The sequence below is a fragment of the Ruminococcus flavefaciens 007c genome, assembly GCF_000571935.1.
Taxonomy (GTDB): domain Bacteria; phylum Bacillota; class Clostridia; order Oscillospirales; family Ruminococcaceae; genus Ruminococcus; species Ruminococcus flavefaciens_F.
Map to the genome: position 1 here is coordinate 132,559 of NZ_ATAX01000016.1, position 19,379 is coordinate 151,937.

Annotated in this window: 20 protein-coding genes and 1 pseudogene; all 21 read right to left on the reverse strand. The window is 47.6% G+C overall.

Features of this window, described 5'->3' with window-relative positions; translation table 11 throughout:
• Positions 1-29: 29 nt before the first annotated feature.
• The gene (locus RF007C_RS04960; protein WP_019678089.1) at positions 30-314 is read right to left on the reverse strand and encodes a hypothetical protein; all 285 of its coding nucleotides are present in this window, start codon (positions 312-314) and stop codon (positions 30-32) included.
• Positions 307-966 carry a zf-HC2 domain-containing protein gene (locus tag RF007C_RS04965; RefSeq protein WP_037297775.1) on the reverse strand — a complete coding sequence of 220 codons (660 nt, stop codon included), beginning with the start codon at positions 964-966 and terminating at the stop codon, positions 307-309. Before RF007C_RS04965 ends, RF007C_RS04960 begins: the two co-directional genes overlap by 8 nt.
• Positions 963-1,451, reverse strand: a complete 489-nt coding sequence (locus tag RF007C_RS04970) for an RNA polymerase sigma factor (protein WP_037297777.1) — start codon at positions 1,449-1,451, stop codon at positions 963-965. Before RF007C_RS04970 ends, RF007C_RS04965 begins: the two co-directional genes overlap by 4 nt.
• Positions 1,452-1,582: 131 nt before the next feature.
• Positions 1,583-2,071, reverse strand: coding sequence for a CD1247 N-terminal domain-containing protein (locus RF007C_RS04975; RefSeq protein ID WP_037297779.1), 489 nt, complete (start codon positions 2,069-2,071; stop codon positions 1,583-1,585).
• 46 nt (positions 2,072-2,117) lie between these two features.
• On the reverse strand, positions 2,118-2,675 hold the full coding sequence (gene efp, locus RF007C_RS04980; protein WP_019678093.1) for an elongation factor P: 558 nt from the start codon (positions 2,673-2,675) through the stop codon (positions 2,118-2,120).
• Positions 2,676-2,761: 86 nt separating this feature from the next.
• A complete protein-coding gene (locus RF007C_RS04985; RefSeq protein ID WP_037297781.1) occupies positions 2,762-3,826 on the reverse strand; it encodes an aminopeptidase P family protein in 1,065 nt (354 codons plus the stop codon).
• Positions 3,827-3,836: 10 nt separating this feature from the next.
• Positions 3,837-4,268, reverse strand: coding sequence for a type II 3-dehydroquinate dehydratase (gene aroQ / locus RF007C_RS04990; RefSeq protein WP_019678095.1), 432 nt, complete (start codon positions 4,266-4,268; stop codon positions 3,837-3,839).
• Between the two features lie 2 nt (positions 4,269-4,270).
• On the reverse strand, positions 4,271-4,798 hold the full coding sequence (locus RF007C_RS04995; protein ID WP_051456520.1) for a YqeG family HAD IIIA-type phosphatase: 528 nt from the start codon (positions 4,796-4,798) through the stop codon (positions 4,271-4,273).
• 77 nt (positions 4,799-4,875) lie between these two features.
• Positions 4,876-5,049: a 30S ribosomal protein S21 gene (gene rpsU, locus RF007C_RS05000; protein WP_009984057.1), complete on the reverse strand. Its 174-nt coding sequence runs from the start codon at positions 5,047-5,049 to the stop codon at positions 4,876-4,878.
• 191 nt (positions 5,050-5,240) lie between these two features.
• Positions 5,241-7,673: a leucine--tRNA ligase gene (leuS, locus tag RF007C_RS05005; protein WP_037297783.1), complete on the reverse strand. Its 2,433-nt coding sequence runs from the start codon at positions 7,671-7,673 to the stop codon at positions 5,241-5,243.
• Positions 7,674-7,692: 19 nt separating this feature from the next.
• Positions 7,693-8,043, reverse strand: coding sequence for a hypothetical protein (locus tag RF007C_RS05010; RefSeq protein WP_037297785.1), 351 nt, complete (start codon positions 8,041-8,043; stop codon positions 7,693-7,695).
• A 1-nt stretch (position 8,044) separates the two neighbouring features.
• The gene (rsfS, locus tag RF007C_RS05015) at positions 8,045-8,404 is read right to left on the reverse strand and encodes a ribosome silencing factor (protein ID WP_019678099.1); all 360 of its coding nucleotides are present in this window, start codon (positions 8,402-8,404) and stop codon (positions 8,045-8,047) included.
• Positions 8,405-9,892: an LCP family protein gene (locus tag RF007C_RS05020; protein WP_037297787.1), complete on the reverse strand. Its 1,488-nt coding sequence runs from the start codon at positions 9,890-9,892 to the stop codon at positions 8,405-8,407. It lies immediately after the preceding gene.
• 24 nt (positions 9,893-9,916) lie between these two features.
• On the reverse strand, positions 9,917-11,110 hold the full coding sequence (locus RF007C_RS16910; protein WP_082316696.1) for a nicotinate-nucleotide adenylyltransferase: 1,194 nt from the start codon (positions 11,108-11,110) through the stop codon (positions 9,917-9,919).
• Positions 11,111-11,123: 13 nt separating this feature from the next.
• On the reverse strand, positions 11,124-11,819 hold the full coding sequence (locus tag RF007C_RS05030) for an NAD(P)H-dependent oxidoreductase (RefSeq protein WP_082316697.1): 696 nt from the start codon (positions 11,817-11,819) through the stop codon (positions 11,124-11,126).
• Between the two features lie 3 nt (positions 11,820-11,822).
• The gene (yhbY, locus tag RF007C_RS05035) at positions 11,823-12,125 is read right to left on the reverse strand and encodes a ribosome assembly RNA-binding protein YhbY (protein ID WP_037297789.1); all 303 of its coding nucleotides are present in this window, start codon (positions 12,123-12,125) and stop codon (positions 11,823-11,825) included.
• A complete protein-coding gene (rdgB, locus tag RF007C_RS05040) occupies positions 12,126-12,710 on the reverse strand; it encodes an RdgB/HAM1 family non-canonical purine NTP pyrophosphatase (protein WP_037297791.1) in 585 nt (194 codons plus the stop codon).
• A 451-nt stretch (positions 12,711-13,161) separates the two neighbouring features.
• Positions 13,162-14,061: pseudogene (gene ftsY, locus RF007C_RS05045) on the reverse strand (signal recognition particle-docking protein FtsY); the annotation flags it as partial.
• 63 nt (positions 14,062-14,124) lie between these two features.
• Entirely contained in the window at positions 14,125-17,697 is a 3,573-nt protein-coding gene (smc, locus tag RF007C_RS05050) for a chromosome segregation protein SMC (RefSeq protein ID WP_037297793.1), read from the reverse strand.
• A gap of 4 nt (positions 17,698-17,701) precedes the next feature.
• On the reverse strand, positions 17,702-18,700 hold the full coding sequence (locus RF007C_RS05055; RefSeq protein WP_037297795.1) for an elongator complex protein 3: 999 nt from the start codon (positions 18,698-18,700) through the stop codon (positions 17,702-17,704).
• On the reverse strand, positions 18,687-19,376 hold the full coding sequence (gene rnc / locus RF007C_RS05060; RefSeq protein ID WP_019678108.1) for a ribonuclease III: 690 nt from the start codon (positions 19,374-19,376) through the stop codon (positions 18,687-18,689). Before rnc ends, RF007C_RS05055 begins: the two co-directional genes overlap by 14 nt.
• Positions 19,377-19,379 lie beyond the last annotated feature (3 nt).

Here is a 19,379-nt window from a genome sequence, read left to right on the forward strand (position 1 = left end):
AGCCACCCGTCAATGCCGGGTGGCTGTTGTTATTTCATTTCACCAAATATAAGCCGCATGAGCCAGTAGCTCGATGCGCCTATGCCTTTAACTTCCTGCCATATAAGGACTCCCAGGAACAGCAGCGAGGCTGCAATCGCTATCACGCTTATCAGTATCTGTATCTTTGTGAGATACTTCTCACGCATTTTCAGAGATATTACTATGACACCCAAAGCCAGAAGTATGCTTCCCACAGGAAGGCCAAAAAAACTAAGGGCAAAGGAGACTGCCGCAAGCGCTATCAGCGGTATATTAAACTTTCTCTCAGTCATTTGAATCACGCTCCCATAATACATACTCTTTGTTGTTGACATCATCGTAATAGAAAAGCTTGACGATATCTTCCTTTTCACCTATGTCAAAAAGCTTCTGCTCGAAGCACTTTGAGCTTGCTCTGGGATAGAACTCAAAGCTGTCTATCTTTCGCTGCTTCAGAGTAACGCCAAAGCCGTTTTTCTTTTCCCTATCAAAGCCCTTGTCATATCCCATATGATTGCCGTCAGTATCGCTTATGGTAGGAGATAAGCTGACAAATGACGAAGCTGCTCCTTTTACATTCAGCCATAATGCGCCGTCATGCTCGGTGACGCTGACGTTATCAATTATTTTGTACTTCTCCATATCCATTGACTTATCTGTATTGATAAGGTAGATAAGCCCCAGAAACAGAGCTCCGCATATTGCCAGAACGCTTATAATACCCACAATGAGCTTCTCTATGCGCAGACGACTCTTTATGCGTTTAAGCACCTCTGCGTCCTTCTGCGGGCTTACAGACACGTTTTTACGGAGCTTTTCAAGCTCATTCTTACAGTCGGAGCACTCCTTTATATGCTCTTCAACTGCTTTTCTGCTCTCTTCACTGCACACATCATCTGCATACAGCGGAAGCAGGTCCTTAATCATATTACAGTTCTTGCTCATTTCTGTACCTCCAGTTCTTCTATTATCTTCAGCTTTGCGCGGTGGAACGTCACTCGTGCCCAGCTCTCGGTCCTGCCGAATATATCTCCGATCTGCCTGAAGCTCAGTTCCCCGAATACTCTCAGGGTAAAGACCTCCTTATGCGGCTCACCGAGGGTATGAAGAATGCGGTGTATCTCCATTGACTGATCTGAGTCGGCTATCATATCCTCAAAAGAAGCTGTACTGTCAGGAAACGTATCAGGTATATCCTCTCCGGTATAACGTTTGCTCTTTTTAAAATGTGAGTAAAGCAAATTTTTTGCTATCTGACACAGCCAGACTCTTATATCGCAGTCTCCGCGGAAGCTGTCAACAGATTTAAGCGCTTTAAAAAACGTCTCCTGAGTTATATCCTCAGCAAGCTGCTCGTCCGCAGACAAAGATCTGATATAAAGGTATACATCGTGGAAATAATCATTGTAGAGCTCTTCGACCTTTTCCATTCTTCTCACCGCCTTCAACTATAAGACTACGCTGCATTACTTTCGTTACAGAAATTTCCAAAAATTTTTTTATGAATAAAAAAGCTGCGGATAAACGTCTATCCGCAGCCAGTTTACTGATAATAAACCGATCACTTTTTCTCGGGCTCTTCGTCTTTTCCTTCGAAGTCCTCGATAGTAAGATCGTCATAATCAAACTCAAGGAGCTCATCGCAATTGGGACAGTTTATGGAACCCTCTTCGATCATACCCTCATCAAGAAGAATAGTATCTCCGCAGGTAGGGCAGGTGATCTCATAAAGCTCATCGTCCTCGTCATCAAAATCGAACTCGTCGTCATCCCAGTCATCGTCATCGTCGCAGGAATCACAATCGCCTTCGCACTCCTCGCAGTCCATATCCTCATAGAAATCGTCTTCAACTGCGCCGAGATCCTCATCAAGTATATCACAAAGCTCTGTAAGCTCGTCAACCTGTGACTGAAGATCCTCAACATAGAGTACCAGTTCGGACATTACCTCAGACATCTGAATAAGAGCCTTGCCCTCCTTAGTAGATGCGTCGATCTCAAGACCGTCGATAAGTCCCTGTAAATATGACATTTTCTCGGTAAGCTTCATAACAAGCTCCTCCTCTCAGAATAATATCTTGAATATACTCAAGAGCTTATGCTCTTGACATATACTCGCCTGTTCTTGTGTCAACCTGGATTATCTCGCCTTCGTCGATGAAGAGCGGAACCTTGATCTCTGCGCCTGTCTCAAGAGTAGCAGGCTTTGTAGCGTTTGTAGCTGTATCGCCCTTGAAGCCGGGATCAGTCTGAGTAACCTTGAGCTCAACAAAGTTGGGGGGCTCTACGCCGAAAACGCTGCCCTTGTATGAAAGGATCTTGCAGATCATCTCTTCCTTAACGAACTTGAAGTTATCGCCGAGGATAGAAGCGCTGATCGGAACCTGCTCATATGTCTCAAGATCCATGAAATAGTACAGATCGCCGTCGTTGTAGCTGTACTGCATATCCTTTCTCTCAACGAAAGCTGTCGGGAACTTAGCTGTGGGGTTGAAAGAAGTTTCAACAACTGAACCTGTAATTACATTCTTGTATTTAGTTCTTACAAAAGCAGCTCCCTTACCGGGCTTAACGTGCTGGAATTCAATAACCTGAACTACCTGTCCGTCGAGCTCAAAGGTAACACCGTTTCTGAAATCTCCTGCTGAAATCATTATAAATACCTCCGTATTTTTCAAATTAATATGATACTTTATTTTATCACATTTCAGTAATTTTTGCAATACCTAAAGCGAGATTATTATAAATATATTAGATTTTTTGCACTTTTTGTCAAGTTTTTGCAGCCGTTTTCAGTTAAAATGACAAAATCCTCTATACGCACGCCGAATTTGCCTGCAATGTAGATACCGGGCTCCACCGTAACGACAGATCCCTCGTTGAGAGCAAGCTTGTAATTAGGGGAAGCATTGGGCTTTTCGTGTATCTCAAGGCCAACGCCGTGGCCGAGAGAATGACCGAAGCAGCTGCCGTAGCCTGCCTGCTCTATCACGTCCCTGGAGACCTTATCTAGGTCACAGCCGAGCACCCCGGCTTTTGCAGCTTCGAGACCTGCCAGCTGAGCATTGAGCACAGTATCGTAAACCTGCTTCATCTCGTCGGTAGGTTCTCCGACGCATACAGTCCTTGTCATATCGCTGTGATAGCCGTTATATACAGCACCGAAGTCCATAAGGACGAAATCTCCCTTCTCCACCTTCTTATCGGACGGAACTCCGTGAGGCATGGAAGTATTTGCTCCCGAAAGAACTATGGTATCAAACGAAAGATCCTCCGCGCCGTATGCAAACATCAGGCGGTTCAGCTCCAGTGCGATCTCACGCTCGGTAACTCCCGCCTTTATAAAGCCCAGAAGCTCATCAAATGCCTTTTCTGCTATATCCTGAGCTTTCTGTATACAAGTTATCTCATCGCTGTCCTTGATCATTCTGAGGGAAGCTATGGCATTGCTCAGAGAGTCATTGTGAACAAAGGTCATCTCTGTGAAAAAATGCTCATAGGCATTGAGCTCCTTGACGGTCATGGTCTCGGACTCTATCGCCACAGACTTTGCGCCGTGTTTGTTCAGCAGCTCCATTATCTGCGGATATAGCTTCTTGGCCTCTATGACCTCAGCGTCCTTCACTGTTGCTCTCGCCTTTTCTATGTAACGGAAATCTATGAGCAGATAAGCTTTTTCAGGGAATGCAAGGACAACTCCTGCGGAGGATTTCATTCCTGTGAAGTATCTCCTGTTTATATCCGAGGTTATGAGCACGCAGTCAGCGGCTTCAAAGACCTCAAACAGTCTGTCAAATCTTGTCATGCAGCACCTCTCAGAGCTCTGCAAGAGCCTGAACAGCAAGATAATAGCTGCCGAAGCCGAAGCCGCTTATGCTTCCTTTGCATACAGGAGCAATGACCGAATTGGAACGGAATTCATCCCTTGCGAACACATTGCTGATATGAACTTCGATAACGGGTATCTTTATAGCAGCTATAGCGTCGCGTATAGCATAGCTGTAATGTGTGTATGCGCCTGCATTGAGGATAACGCCGTCAAAGGTATTTCTTGCGGCGTGGAGCTTGTCTATTATAGCTCCCTCATGGTTTGACTGGAAGATCTCACATTCCAGTCCCTGTTCCTTTGCACGGTCGATAATATTGCTGTTGAGGGTATCTATCCCTGCGCTGCCGTATACTCCCGGCTCGCGCTCTCCCAGCAGATTAAGGTTGGGACCGTGTATAACAAGTATCTTCTTTATCATATTTACTCCTTTGCTGTATTAACGAACTTTTTTGGCAGAAAAGGCCTCTCAAGCACTCTCTTGAAGCGTATGAAGCGTTTGCTTCTTGGCTCCATTTCAATAGGCTCAACGTAAAGCATTTTTACTCCCGAGAAATTGGCGCCCCATACATCCGTGAAGAGCTGGTCGCCGACAGCAGCAGTCTCCTCAGGGGAGAGCCCCATTTTCTTCATGGCAGCTTTATATCCTTTACTGAGCGGTTTTCCGCTGTCACTGACAAAATCAAGTCCCAGAGGCTCAGCGAAGGGCTTTACTCTCTCGGGATGATTATTTGAAACTATGATAAGCTTTATTCCGTTTGCCTTCATACTCTCCAGCCACTCGGCTATACCCTCTGCAGGCACAGGATTATCATGAGTGGTAAGGGTATTGTCCACATCGAGGATAAGACCTTTTATACCGTGTTTTTTCAGAAATGAAGGTTTTATGTCAACAGTTCTTCTGAATGCGAAATCAACGTCGGTTTTTGTTATTCTTTGTAAAAGGCTCAAGCTTCTTGTCAACTCCGTTCTACAAATGAAAAAGCGAGCCGCAGCCCGCTTTTATCAACATTAATAATTTCGCAAGATCAATACTTACGCTTACGAGCTGCCTCAGACTTCTTCTTACGCTTTACCGAAGGCTTCTCGTAGTGCTCTCTCTTACGAACCTCAGCAATTACGCCGTCCTTTGCACATGATCTCTTAAATCTCTTAAGAGCTGTATCTAAAGACTCGTTTTTGCCAACACGAACTTCTGCCACTAAATTTCCCTCCCTTGTCCAGAGGTTGATCGGAACAATGCTCCGACGCTCTATACTAATCACCCTAAGGGGTGTCAGTCAGCTCATACCCCAATACATAGCAGAACTATAAATAGCTATAAAGAATATACTATAAGTTTACCATATTTTGCGTTGGTTGTCAAGCGTTTTTTTGCCTCAGAAAAATTTCGTTATTTTGCTACAATATTAACAAGTTTATTTGGTACATATATCTGCTTGATAATGGTCTTTCCGTCGATTGACTCCCTGACCTTCTCCTCAGACATAGCCATTTCCATTACGGAATCCTTGTCTGCGTCAACAGCGATATTCAGCTTTGCCTTTACCTTGCCGTTTACCTGTACTACTATCTCGATAGTATCCTCCTTGCAGAGTTCCTCATCGTAAGCAGGCCAGCTCTCATAAGCTATGGTATCATCATGACCCATGATGCTCCATATTTCTTCGCCCATATGTGGAGTGATACAGGACAGCATCTTTATAAGTCCCTCAGCGTATTCCTTCGGGCACTTGCCGTTCTTGTACACTTCATTAACGAATATCATCATCTGGCTGATAGCTGTATTGAATGCCAGCTTTTCAAAGTCTCCCGTTACCTTCTTGACAGTCTGATGGTATACCTTGGTGAGTGCACCGTCGTTGTCGTCAGTGAGGTTTTCAGCCTCTGTAAAGAAGTTCCATACTCTCTGGATGAATCTCTTTGCGCCTTCAACACCGTTCTTGCTCCAGGGCTTGCTCACCTCAAGAGGTCCCATGAACATCTCGTAGAGACGGAGAGTATCTGCACCGTAGTCTCTTACTATATCGGAAGGATTTACAACAAACTCAGGGAAACGCTTACCCATCTTGATACCGTTCTCACCGAGGATCATGCCCTGATGCACCAGCTTCTTGAAGGGCTCCTTTGTAGGTGCAAGGCCCTTATCGTAGAGGTATCTGTTCCAGATACGCGAATAGATAAGATGTCCTACTGCGTGCTCGGGACCGCCTATGTAGAGATCTACAGGCATCCAGTGCTTCAGGAGCTCCTGATTTGCAAACTCCTTGTCGTTATGGGGATCAATATATCTGAAGTAGTACCAGCTTGAACCTGCACTTCCGGGCATAGTAGATGTCTCACGAGTACCCTTGATGCCGTTTTTGTCGTACTTCTTCCACTCTGCTGCATTTTCAAGAGGAGCCTTTCCGTTCTTGCCCTTATAGTCGTCAAGCTCGGGAAGAATGAGCGGGAGCTCTTCATCGTCGAGGGCATGGATAGTTCCGTCCTCGCAGTGTACTACGGGAACAGGCTCGCCCCAGTAACGCTGACGGGCAAATATCCACTCACGGAAGTGATAGTTGACAGTGCGCTTTGCTCTGCCCATTTTTTCAAGCTTCTGAGTGATAGCTTCCTTTGCCTCCTCCACTGTAAGACCTGTAAACTCCTCGGAGTTGATGAGCTTATAGCCCTTGCCGAGATACTCGGTCTTTTCCATAGCGGCTTCAGATACGTCGATGTGACCGTCCTTGCCGTCGATTACCTGAATCATGTCGATATTATGAGCTATTGCATACTCAAAATCACGCTGGTCGTGGCTCGGAACAGCCATAACCGCACCTGTACCGTAGCTTGCAAGTACGAAATCGCCAATGAACATACGGACTTCCTTGCCGTTAACGGGATTTATACAGGTAACGCCCTTGAGCTCGCAGCCTGACTTGGTCTTGTTGAGCTCAGTACGGTCCATATCGTTCTTCTTCTTGGTCTCGGCTATGTAAGCCTCTACCTCTTCCCTGTTCTTTACACGGTCGAGAAGGCTCTCTGTTACGGCACCATCGGGAGCGAGCACCATGAATGTGATACCGTAGATAGTTTCGATACAGGTGGTGAAGATAGAGAACTTTCCGCCGCCTACGATGTCAAATTCAACCTCAACACCTGTTGACTTGCCTATCCAGTTGCGCTGTATAGCCTTTGTGGACTCGGGCCAGTCTATCTCGTCCAGTCCCTCAAGGAGCTTCTCGGCAAATGCAGGCTGATCTATTACCCACTGCTTCATGTTCTTTCTTACAACAGGGAAACCGCCACGCTCGGACTTGCCGTCGATGACCTCGTCGTTTGAAAGAACTGTTCCCAGCTCCTCACACCAGTTAACAGGCATATCTATATACTTTGCATAGCCGTCCTTGTAGAGCTGCTTGAATATCCACTGAGTCCACTTATAGAACTCGGGATCTGATGTAGCCACCATCTTTGACCAGTCATAGTCAAAGCCCAGCTCCTTCAGCTGCTTTGAAAAGGTCTTGATATTCTCCTGAGTAAAGCCGTTGGGATGATTGCCCGTATTTACGGCATACTGCTCTGCGGGAAGTCCGAAGGAGTCATAGCCCATGGGGTGAAGGACATTGTAGCCCTGCATACGCTTCATACGTGAAACTATATCTGTTGCGGTATACCCCTCGGGATGTCCTGCGTGGAGACCTACTCCCGACGGATAAGGAAACATATCAAGCGCATAGAACTTAGGCTTGCTGAAATCCCATACATCGGTCTTGAAGGTCTGGTGTTCTTCCCAGTATTTCTGCCATTTGGCTTCAACAGATGTGAAATCATATCTGCTCATTTTAATATCATTCCTTTATTTAATTTTTATTATTCCACTGATTTGAATAATGCTCCCTGACATTGCTGCTGAAGCACAGCAGCACTGCGCAGCCCATGTCCAGCACTCCCTCCAGGAGATATATCCAGTTGGAACCTATATTGGCTATATTCTGCGGCAGGTAAATAAACGCGAAGAAGGCAAGGATAGCTGCCAGAACGTAGTTTACATACCTGAACCAGAGGAAGAATGCTGCCGCCTCAGCCAGCGCAATAAGGAGACTGCTGAGTGAGAAATGCCCTGCCAGCACCATATTCAGCACTGCCTTTGTCACAACGTAGACCGCCATGGCAGTTATAAGGGCACCTCCCTGTTTATTTCTGAAGCTCATATTATTCCTTGATAAGAAGTCCGCTTATGTCCACCTGTTCGCCGTCAGCCCAGAGTCCCTCCAGCTTGTAGAAGTTTCTGGTATCCTTATAGAAAACATGGACGATTATATCAGCATAGTCAAGGATGATCCATGTATTTCCGGTATCGGCTTCGCGGCGCTGCGGCTCAATGCCCTTCTGTGAAAGAACGAATTCTACCTCATCTGCAAGTGTTCTTGCGTGGGTATTGCTTGTACCGTTGACTATAACGAAATAGTCGGCAAGTATAGTAAGATCCGAGATCCTGATCGCCTGTATATCCTCACCCTTTTTAAGGTCAAGAGTTTTTATGATAAGTTCAAGCTTTTCCTGCTCTGTCATTTATTCATCTTCCTTCCACCATGGTTTCTTGTCGGGATCTCTCAGAGGCTCGGTAGCAGTTTCGAGCTCCTCAAAGGTCATTCCCGTGTCATCATAAAGATCGTACTGATAATTGTATTCGTCAACATATTCGATGATATTGCTCTCAGACGGGAGCAGAGGTTTCTGATAAGGTCTGAATTTCTCGTTGAGCTTATCTATGGTTGCTTTCTTATGGATAGAGTAAATGCTGTACTCTACTCCGTCATAAGCATAATACATAGCATCCTCACCGGGTACCATATCTACGCTTACATTATCCGTAGTGAGTGTCGCACCGAAATCGGCAAGCTTGCTGAGATCATCGACGCTCATATTCGTAGCTATCCACTTGTTCTTGTAGATGGTATTAAGGTAGCTGTAAAGCTTGAGCTTGCCCTCGTCCTTTACTATGCTCAGTATCTTCTGCATAGCAGCTGCCATAAAACGGCGCTGGTTCTGAACACGTCCGATGTCACCCTGAAGCCATTCGTGACGGAAACGCACGAACCATTCCGCCTGTTTACCGTCAAGTACCACATCGCCCTTGGGTATCCTCTTGTCAGCCTCATAGATTATCTCATTATCAAGGTGTATAGGGATTCCGCCTACAAGATCAACGATATCCACGATATCAAAGCAGGCTGTTGTGATATATGCGTCGATAGGTACCTGGAAATTATCCTGTACGCAGTTTACGACGCGCTGTATCTTGCTTATGCTCTGATCTCCCTCATAGTATACGCTGTTGATCTTTGTAGTGGGATTGCTGGTATAGTTGGGTACGGCTGTATCTCTGGGTATCTGTAATATATTGAGCTTTGCAGCGGCAATATCGAACTGGCATATCCAGATAACGTCCGTCAGCTCCTGATCCTCGTCAAAGCCAAGGAACAGAACAGTATACTGTCCCTCAACCAGCTGCGGAAGATCAAGTCCGTCGGTAAAATCAGTATTTACAATATCGGTATCCACATTAAAGTCCTTGGAAGGCTTTTCCAGCTCGCCTTCGATTTCAACGGTAGGCTGCCACTTCTTGAAATAAGTGATAATGGATACCCTTTCATCGGGCTGGCCGCTTTTTTTATACCATAATATAGGCATATTAAGAAAAAGTGTTATGATAGAAACGATACTGATCAGTATGGCAGCGCACTTTATCACTGCATCCTTTTTGCTCTTTTTCTTTCTTTTGCCGAAAGAGCCGTCAAAATCTTCAGCCTCATCCATATCCTCATCATTACCCTTTTCATGGAGCCCGTGATAAAGCTGCTCCTCGGGGCGTGGTTTTCTCGGAGGCTTTTCTCCTTCTATCCTTATGTCAATGGACGGAGCCTCATGCTGTCCCTGATATTCAGGCTCATAAGACGTTTTTTTATCTATACGTTTAAGCTTCCTGAGCGGCTTAACCTGCTTCGAAGCACCATTTTTCCTTGTTATATACTCCTCGTTAAGTTCTTCTCGGTTCATCTGAGTCCTCTTTTCAAATTTCCACTATTTTTTATCTTCTTTAATAAGTCTGGTGTAAAAGTTATATCCTTCGGCGGTACATATAGGGATAACTCCGCCCTTTTTGATCACAGACTTCATGGAAAAAGCAAATGCCTCAAGCATAGCCGCATTAAGATCGGTATATGCCAGCTTGCGCATCTTGTCCACATCTTTATAGTCGCGTTCGGCAGATACAAGGTCGCCGATATAAACAATCTCCTCAAGGCGTGACATACCAGCCCTGCCTACGGTATGGAATCTGATGGAATTGAGGATATCTATATCCTCCACTCCGAACTCTTTCTTTATATAATAAGCACCTGCTATACCATGCCAGAGGGAGCGTGTCTCCATCTCTTCACGGCACACCGTATAGCCGCTCTCCAGCACGAGAGCCTTCTGCTCGTCGTCAGGCAGCTCCTTGCAAATATCGTGGAGAAGTCCTGCAAAATAGGCTTTTTCGGGATCTTCACCGTACTTTTCCGCAAGTTTTCTGCATTCAGCCGCAACATTCATGGAATGAGCAAAGCGTTTTGCCGAGAGATGTGCTTTAAGGTACTTCTTTTTATCATCGGGGTTATACAGCAATTCACCTTCACCTCTTACCGAATATAATCCCTTCAATCTTATATATTGTACTACATTTTCGTCCAGATAGCAAGTAAAATCCTTATTTTTTGCAATTTTTTTTCTTACCTCTGTACTCGAAACAACAGTGGGAGCCGTCTCCGAAACCAGTATTTTCCCGATTTTTCCGAGCTCCCCGGCTTTTTTCCTGAGTTCGGGCAGATCGCCCTTTTCACGGGACACCACACACAGGGTAACATTTTCCAGTATCTGCTCATAGCGATACCATGTATCGAAGCTGAGCAGCATATCGCTTCCCACAAGCAGGAACAGCTCAGCATCGGGAAATTCCCTGCGGAAATGCTCTACTGTGTATATAGTATAGCTCACACGGTCGCTTTTTATTTCATAATCGCTGACAAAAAGCTTTTCATTGTGTCTGCTTGCCAGTCTCAGCATCTCAAGCCTGTCCTCGTCGGGAGCGTATTCCGCACTCGAACGATGTGGAGATTTTTTTGAAGGCAGGAGATAAAGCCTGTCAAGTCCGAATTCCGCAACAGCGGTCTCCGCCAAATGTATATGTCCATTGTGTACGGGGTTGAAGCTTCCTCCGTAAATTCCTATGCGCATATCCACTCTCCGTTCATTTCCATGGTCTCTTGCTGCCTGTCCAGCCTTTTTCCTTCCAGTATTCCATATCAGCCTTGTTCCAGCCGTTACGCTGAATAAGGCTCATTATCTTGAAAAACGCCCTTGTTTTTATGCCGACAGGTACTTTCCCCTGCCTTTTCTGTATCTTTTTAGCGATACTGTCTGCCTTAATGTTGATGCTGTCCTTCATCTTGGGAGATACGCTGTTCCAGTCAACTGCTCTTACAGCCTTTCCAAGCTTGTAGGTCTGAGGTATCCCCCAGAAGAAACAGCTGTCCGCCATATCTTTCATAGTCGACTTTACTCCTGCTCCCGCAGCCGTTGCAACAACTACCGCCTGCTTGCTGAACATTCTCTCGTCGGGACGGTGTGACATCCAGCGCCAGCCGTAATGGTCGAGGAGAGCCTTCATCTGTCCCGTACAATGGTAAACGTACACAGGCGATGTAAGTATTATAACATCGGCAGCATCTATAAGCTCCGTTATTGGGCGTAGCTTTGCGTAGTGCGGACACTTGTCATCAGACTTCGCAAAACAATTGGTGCAGCCGCAGCAGAATTCGTCAAAATCCCGCGGCAGGAAAACCTCGCTGATGTTTTCTGCTTCGGTAAGCTTCTCGGCAACTATCCGCCCGATACTGTAGGTCGAGCCCTTGTGGTTCGTACCGCTTATTATCAGGACCTTCATTGCTTACTTTGCCTTGGGGATATTTTCGATAACAGGCTCTTTCTCGTTGCGCTTGAAAAGCACGAACTTGCTGCCTATTACCTGTACCACATCCGACTCAGTCTGCTCCGCAATGGCCTCAGCGGCCTCCTTTGCAGTCCAGCCCGAGTTGTCAAGAACTCTCAGCTTTATGAGCTCTCTTTTACGGAGAGCTTCAGCGATGTCCCTGCACATAGCCTCGGTAACGCCGCCCTTGCCCACCTGATATATGGTCTCATAGTTAGAAGCGATACCGCGCAGGTATGCTCTCTGCTTGCTTGTTAACATTCAATCACCGTATCTTTCTTTAAGGAAGCTGTACAGCCCTCTCAGAGCCGCACCTCTGTGGCTTATACTGTTCTTTTCCGCGGCAGTGAGCTCTGCCATTGTGCGGTCACCTACCATGAACACAGGGTCATAGCCGAATCCGTTGGTACCTCTCTGTTCAAAGCCTATACTGCCCTCGCATCTGCCGCTCACACCGAAGTTTTCACCGTTTTCATCTATAAATGCTATGGAACATACGAATGCCGCGCCTCTTTCGCTCTGAGGAACGTCCTTCATCTCATCAAGGAGCTTCGCACAGTGCTGTCCCTCGGGAGCATATCTGGCGGAGTATACTCCGGGACGTCCGTCCATAGCGTCAACGCAGAGACCGCTGTCATCAGCGACGGTGGGAAGTCCCACAGCCTCATATACAGCTCTGGCCTTGATAAGGGCATTCTCCGCAAATGTAGCCCCGTTTTCCTCGGGATCACAGTTAGCTCCCGCTTCCCGCTGTGACAGCACTTCTATACCTAAAGGCGCAAGTATCTCACAGGCTTCACGGAGCTTGTTTGCGTTATTTGTAGCCATTACAAGCTGCTTAATCATTGTCCTTACCTCCGAACAGTCTGCTGAAGAAGCCGCGTTTTTTCTTCTTTTCGGGCTCCGGAGCAGCTTCTGTCTCTTCCTCTGCTTCTTCATCCTCAGCCTCATCATAAGCTTCTTCATCATCTGAATCGTCTTCGCCTGAATCCTCATCAGATTCCTCGGTCAGCTCACTGTCCTCAGTCTCTGTATCTTCATCGTAAGTATCCTCCGGCTCATCGTCAGTCTCAGCTTCTTCCCCGTCAGATTCTTCTTCGTAGTCCTCTTCTTCCACGTACTCGGGCTCTTCTTCATCTTCATAGGCAACAAATGCGCCGTACTCGTTATAATAGCCCTTAACGCCGTCGACCTCGACTGTGTTATCGTCCTCGGTCTCACCAGCGTCATCATAGCCGTATTCCTCTTCCTCCGTCTCCTCTGTTTCCTCAAGCTGCTCGATCTGCTCGGGAGTTGCAAAGAGGGCATCAACGAACATATTGCTGTCAAATGGCTGAAGATCGTCGATCTTCTCGCCTACGCCTATGAGCTTTACGGGTATGCCCAGCTCATTCTTAATGGAGATAACGATACCGCCCTTTGCAGTACCGTCCAGCTTGGTGAGGACGATACCCGTGATGGGAGCTGTCTCACTGAACAGCTTAGCCTGATTTACAGCATTCTGTCCTGTTGTAGCGTCAAGTACAAGGAGTACCTCTCTTGAACAGTCCCCTGCCTTGTTATCGATGATACGATTGATCTTCTTGAGCTCCTCCATGAGGTTCTTCTTATTGTGAAGACGTCCTGCGGTATCTATGACCACTACGTCGCATTCTCTTGCCTTTGCAGCTTCGAGAGCGTCATACACAACAGCTCCGGGGTCCGAGCCCTCTGCGTGCTTTACTATATCAACGCCTGCACGCTGAGTCCATACCTCAAGCTGATCTATGGCAGCCGCACGGAAGGTATCAGCTGCGGCAACAAGGACCTTCTTGCCCTCCTGCCTGAACTGATGACACATCTTTCCGATAGTAGTGGTCTTTCCGGCGCCGTTTACGCCTATGACCATGATAACTGCGGGGGATACAGTAAGATCCAGTCCCGTATCATCGCCCATGATCTCGGAAATGACCTCGTGTATGAGACCCATGATCTCCTTGGGATCGGTGATACCGCGTTCCTTTATCTTCTTTCTGAGCCTGTCGCATATCTCCTCTGAGGTCTCCACACCGATATCGCTCATTATCATCTGCTCTTCGAGCTGATCGAAAAGCTCCTCGTCAATGACGGTAAAGGAGTTGAGTACTCGCTGGATACCGCCGAAAAGAAAATCCTTGGTCTTTCTGAGACCGCTGGCAATTTTAGAAAAAAGTCCCATTATATCCTCCAAACATGGTCTATTATACTAATCGCACCGAAGTGCACAACTGTAACAAAAAAATTATTGTACGTCCGCAACATCTTCCTGGAAATCCACCTGCTCCATCTTCAGTAGCTTGGAAATACCGTCCTCCTGCATGGTAACACCGTAGAGGACATTTGCCTCCTCCATAGCGCTTCGTCTGTGAGTTACAAGGACGAACTGGGTGGTATCGGTGAATTTTTTCAGGTACTGAGCGTACTTTCTGACGTTTACCTCATCAAGAGCCGCGTCGATCTCGTCAAGAATACAGAACGGCGCAGGTCTTAGCTTGAGTATTGCGAAGTATATTGCTATGGCAACGAAGGACTGCTCTCCTCCCGAAAGTGAGATAAGGTTCTTTATGACCTTTCCGGGAGGCGCCACGCTGATCTCAATGCCTGATTCCAGAACGTTCTCGGGATCGGTGAGTATGAGCTCAGCCTTTCCGCCGCCGAAAAGCTCGACGAATATGCTTTTGAAGTTTGAGTTTATGACCTCAAAGCTCTCCGAGAATATCCTGCACATCTCTGCTGTCAGGTCTGTGATTATCTTTTCCAGCTCTGTCTTTGACTTCTGTATATCAGCCACTTGCTCCGACATGAAGCGGTAACGCTCGGATACTTCCTTATACTCCTCGATAGCGTCAACATTTACGCTTCCAAGAGCGCGTATCTTATTCTTGATAGTTGTGAGCTCTGCCTGAGCAGCCATCATATCCTCTATCTTCTCCGCCAGCTTTACAGCCTCTGAGCGGGTGAGCTCATATACCTCCATGAGCTGCCTGATGATATTGTCTGTATCGCGGCAAACTGTCTCCCTGCGCTCCTCCAGCCTTGTGATCTCGGCGGAGAGCTTCTCCTTGGAGTCGTTTATAGCCTTCAGGCCGTTCTGCATCTCGTTAACAAGACGGTTCTGCTCGGTATGGGTTGCACGGCAGCGTGCTATCTCCTCATTATAGGCAGCGGTATTGTCCTTGAAATCGGCAAGCTGTTTTTTAAGTCCTTCTATCTCGGACTCCTTGCCGGCGATCATTTCGCGCTGACGGAATATCTCCTCCTCAAACTGATGAGCGCCGTATTTCAGCTCCTCTTCCCTGCGGTCGATACGTGAGAGCTCCAGCTCCTGAGCCTGAACGTCCTTGGCCAGTTCCATGCCTTTGATCTTCAGCTCCGAGCGCCTGTCTGACAGTTCCTCACGCCTGAGCCTCAGCTTTTCGCGTATATCCTGTCCCTCAGCAAGCTTTTCCTCGGCAGCCTTTATCTCGGCATCCGTATCTGCCAGAGTTTTTTCCGACTCGGCAATACTCTCCCTTGCAGCTGCGATGCGCTGCTCGGTCTCGGCCACAAGTCTCTCCGAATCCGCCGACTGTGTGCGGAGCTGCTCAGCCAGCGAAGCAAGACTTCCCAGCTCTGCCTCGATACGTACTCTCTCAGCCTCACACTGAGTCTGTTCCTCCTTGGCAGCCTCCGTATCATAACGCAGCTTCTCGGACTCTGCACGGAGCTTTTCAGCTCTTTCGCGGAGAGCATCGCGCTCTCCTTCAAGCTTGACTATCTCTGTATCGAGAGTATCTATCTCGTTCTTACGTGTGATTATACCGCCTGAACGCTGCGCGGAGCCTCCGGTAAAGGAACCTCCCGCATTTATGACCTGACCGTCAAGAGTGACTATCCTGAACTTATAGCCGTACTTCTTGGCGATAAGAGTAGCGGTATCTATGTCCTCGGCAATAACTATACGTCCCAGAAGTGAGGCAATTATGCCGCTGAACTTTGGATCATATGTAACTATCTTATTGGCGTTGGCCACAAAGCCCTCGCAGTTTTCCAGCCCCTGCTCGCGCAGCTCATAGCCCTTGACAGAGGTTATGGGCAGGAATGTGGCGCGTCCGCCCTTCTGCTCCTTGAGGAAGCGGATACAGCGCTTGGCAATGTCCTCATTCTCGACGATGATATTCTGCATAGCGCCGCCGAGAGCAGTTTCTATGGCAACGGCATACTTCGGTTCAACGCCTATATTCTGTGCGACTGTGCCGAAAATACCGCCTATCCTTCCCTGCTTGGAAGCCTTCAGGACCTGTTTTACGCTGCCTGCAAAGCCGTCCATATTGTTTTCAAGGTCGGTGAGTATCTTTTTGCGCTGCTGTTTGTCTTTGAGCTCGTAAAGGGCGCGTTCAAAGTCGTTCTTGGCCTGTTCAAAGCCTTCACGGCGTGACTTCCACAGCCTTTCGAGTCCGCTGAGCCTGTTGCGCAGCTCCTCTGCTCTTGAAGAATTCTTCTCCGCCTGTATCTTTGTCTCGGAAGTCCTTTTCTCATACTCCTCGAGTCTTTTTCCAAGGCTTCCGCTGTTCTCGCGCAGCTCTGCAAGGTGAGCGGTCTGTTCTTCTATCATAGCCTTTGAGGATTCGATATTGAAGCGGCACTCACTCTGTCTTATGTAAAGTCCGTTTATCTCGCTGCCAGCCTTGTCAACGGAGTCGCCCAGCTTTGAGCTTTCGCTCTCCGCCTTTTCAAAGCTTTCCTCCGCAGCCTTTATATCGGCCTCCAGAGCCTTCTTCTGCTCCTCCAGCTCGGCAAGTCCATCAAGAGCAGCCTTGCGCTCGGCTTCCAGAGCCTTTTTTGACTCCTCAGAGCTGTCTATGCTCTTCTGAGCAGCTTCGATAGCGTCATTGCAGTGCTTAATATCGTTTTCGAGGACGGCGATACCCGACTTCATATCCGAAGCGGTCTGCTCCTCCTCCAGCATTTTTTTACGCAGCTCATCGGAGCGGATAGTGCTTTCCTGCATTTTTCTTATACCGTCAGCTATCTTCTGCTCCTCGCGCTGTATATCGTTCTCGATATTCTCGTATTCATTTTTGCTGATGAGTATCTTGCTTTCCAGCTCATCGAGCTTTATCTTCATCTCGTCAAGCCTGCTCACCCATACGGATATTTCCAGCTTTTTGCGTTCCTCGGCAAGCTTTATGAACTTCTCGGCCTTCTGGGACTGTATCCTCAGCGGCTCCACTCTGCTTTCCAGCTCCGTCAATATATCCGTAAGACGCAGGAGGTTCTCCTGTGCTGCTGTGAGCTTTCGCTCCGCCTCCAGCTTTTTGTAGCGAAACTTTGAGATACCTGCCGCTTCCTCGAATATATCACGGCGCTCGGAACTCTTTGCGCCGACGATCTCGGCTATACGTCCCTGACCAATGATGGAATAACCATCACGGCCGAGACCTGTGTCCATAAATAGCTCATTTATATCCTTAAGCCTGCATGGCTTACCGTTTATCATATATTCGCTCTCGCCGCTGCGGTACAGCTTTCGTGTAACGGCGATCTCGTCGCCGATATCGGGTATGGTATTGTCGCGGTTGTCGATATTCAGTGTTACAGCCGCAAAGCCCATAGGCTTTCTTGCAACGGTACCTGAGAATATAACGTCCTCCATCTTATTGCCTCGGAGAGTCTTAGTGGACTGCTCGCCCAGTACCCAGCGAACCGAGTCGCCTATATTGCTCTTTCCGCTTCCGTTAGGACCGACGACCGCGGTAAGTCCCTTGTCAAAAGTCAGACTTATCTTATCAGGAAAGGACTTGAAGCCCTGTATTTCCAATGATTTCAGGTACATACTCTCACCTCCTCAGCTTACATCTGTATTTCGGGACGTTTTTGTCGCCTATTATCTTTATATCTGTTCCAATCTCCTTGAAATAGATGATATTTGCTTTTTTCTGTCCGACCGCCTTGCTGATACAGGCCGGATTGACCTCAAACACAGCAATACGCGGCATGGCCTTCTCGCTTTTCAGTTCAAATTCCATATTATGGCGATAGATAAGAGCCTCACAAAGCTCGCGGAAGGCAGGGTGATAAAAACCGCCCACCATATCATGCTCCACGAACTCACTGGCATGAAGTCCGCATTTTATGACTTTTATGCCGCTGTTCTCGAACATCGCCATTGCAGAAGCAGCTATCTCCACAGCCTTGTCAAAGCTGAAGGGCTTGTATTCCCCTGACAGCAGAAGCTCTCCAAGGCGTGTATTTCTCAGCACGACAACGGGGTAAATGCGTACAGTATCGGGACTCAGAGCGATAATTCGCTCTATGGTAGCCCACTCCTTTTCAGGAGTGCTGCCGTACAGTCCTATCATCATCTGCAGACCCAGCTCAAAACCGAAGGCTCTGATGAGCTCACAGGCGTCCCCGACGTCACTGACGGTATGTCCCCGCTCATTGAGCACGAGCACCTCGTCATCCAGAGACTGTGCTCCAAGCTCTATGGCCCTTACGCCATAGCTTTTAAGGAGCTGCAGCACATCAAAGTCAATACAGTCCGGACGGGTAGAGCAGCGTATACCTGCAAACCTTCCCTCGCCCACATATTCACGAGCCGCTTCAAGGAGCTCCAGCATATAATCACGGGGTATAGCCGTAAAGCTGCCGCCGAAGAAAGCGATCTCCGTATTCCGAGGATCTCTGACTTCACCCAGAGCCTTTTCACATATCTCCCTTACCTCATTGCCGTCAGGAAGGTGCTGAGCGCCGCTTATGGTGCGCTGATCGCAGAAGCTGCACATATGAGGGCAGCCTATATGCGGGATGAATATGGAGATATTACTGTGCTTCATAGCCCATAAGCTCAAGAGCTTCCTTAGCCGCCAGCTGTTCTGCTTCCTTCTTGCTCTTGCCCTTGCCCTTGCCGATAACCTGATCGTTAAGGCATACTTCAACTACGAATCGCTTGTTATGATCGGGACCTTCCTCGCCGATAAGAACGTACTCCACCTTTTCCTCGGGGTTTTTCTGTACGATCTCCTGCAAAACGGTCTTGAAATCGTTGAATACGGGCTTCTTGGCATGGCGTATATCACTTGGCATAAAGCGGAGGATATGCTTTGCAGCAGGCTCCATTCCGCCGTCAAGGTATATAGCCGCGATAACGGCCTCGAAAGCGTCCGCAAGGATCGAAGGTCTCTCCCTTCCGCCTGTATTCTCCTCGCCCTTGCCGAGGCGCAGGAAATCTCCCAGATTTATCTGCTTTGCAAAGATATGCAGGGATTTTTCACATACCAGAGAAGCTCTCATCTTGGTGAGCTCTCCCTCTGCAACATTGAGATTTTTATACAAAAAGTCGGAAACGACTATTGAAAGCACACTGTCTCCCAGAAATTCAAGTCTCTCATTGCTGCCGTTGGGACGCTTCTTCTCGTTTGCATAAGAAGAATGAGAAAGCGCCTGCTTAAGCAGTTGTATATCCTTGAATCTATAACCGAGTATATCCTCAAATTTTGTCAGATCTTCCATCAT

Bases quoted from the DNA above. Each gene is read 5' to 3' on its own strand.
- smc (WP_037297793.1), bottom strand. From the start codon at position 17,697: ATGTACCTGAAATCATTGGAAATACAGGGCTTCAAGTCCTTTCCTGAT.
- RF007C_RS04965 (WP_037297775.1), bottom strand. From the start codon at position 966: ATGAGCAAGAACTGTAATATGATTAAGGACCTGCTTCCGCTGTATGCA.
- RF007C_RS05055 (WP_037297795.1), bottom strand. From the start codon at position 18,700: ATGAAGCACAGTAATATCTCCATATTCATCCCGCATATAGGCTGCCCT.
- RF007C_RS04975 (WP_037297779.1), bottom strand. From the start codon at position 2,071: ATGAAGCTTACCGAGAAAATGTCATATTTACAGGGACTTATCGACGGT.
- yhbY (WP_037297789.1), bottom strand. From the start codon at position 12,125: ATGTTAACAAGCAAGCAGAGAGCATACCTGCGCGGTATCGCTTCTAAC.
- rnc (WP_019678108.1), bottom strand. From the start codon at position 19,376: ATGGAAGATCTGACAAAATTTGAGGATATACTCGGTTATAGATTCAAG.
- rsfS (WP_019678099.1), bottom strand. From the start codon at position 8,404: ATGACAGAGCAGGAAAAGCTTGAACTTATCATAAAAACTCTTGACCTT.
- RF007C_RS16910 (WP_082316696.1), bottom strand. From the start codon at position 11,110: ATGCGCATAGGAATTTACGGAGGAAGCTTCAACCCCGTACACAATGGA.
- RF007C_RS04960 (WP_019678089.1), bottom strand. From the start codon at position 314: ATGACTGAGAGAAAGTTTAATATACCGCTGATAGCGCTTGCGGCAGTC.
- aroQ (WP_019678095.1), bottom strand. From the start codon at position 4,268: ATGATAAAGAAGATACTTGTTATACACGGTCCCAACCTTAATCTGCTG.
- rdgB (WP_037297791.1), bottom strand. From the start codon at position 12,710: ATGATTAAGCAGCTTGTAATGGCTACAAATAACGCAAACAAGCTCCGT.
- efp (WP_019678093.1), bottom strand. From the start codon at position 2,675: ATGATTTCAGCAGGAGATTTCAGAAACGGTGTTACCTTTGAGCTCGAC.
- RF007C_RS05010 (WP_037297785.1), bottom strand. From the start codon at position 8,043: ATGAGCTTCAGAAATAAACAGGGAGGTGCCCTTATAACTGCCATGGCG.
- RF007C_RS05030 (WP_082316697.1), bottom strand. From the start codon at position 11,819: ATGAAGGTCCTGATAATAAGCGGTACGAACCACAAGGGCTCGACCTAC.
- RF007C_RS04985 (WP_037297781.1), bottom strand. From the start codon at position 3,826: ATGACAAGATTTGACAGACTGTTTGAGGTCTTTGAAGCCGCTGACTGC.
- RF007C_RS04970 (WP_037297777.1), bottom strand. From the start codon at position 1,451: ATGGAAAAGGTCGAAGAGCTCTACAATGATTATTTCCACGATGTATAC.
- RF007C_RS05020 (WP_037297787.1), bottom strand. From the start codon at position 9,892: ATGAACCGAGAAGAACTTAACGAGGAGTATATAACAAGGAAAAATGGT.
- leuS (WP_037297783.1), bottom strand. From the start codon at position 7,673: ATGAGCAGATATGATTTCACATCTGTTGAAGCCAAATGGCAGAAATAC.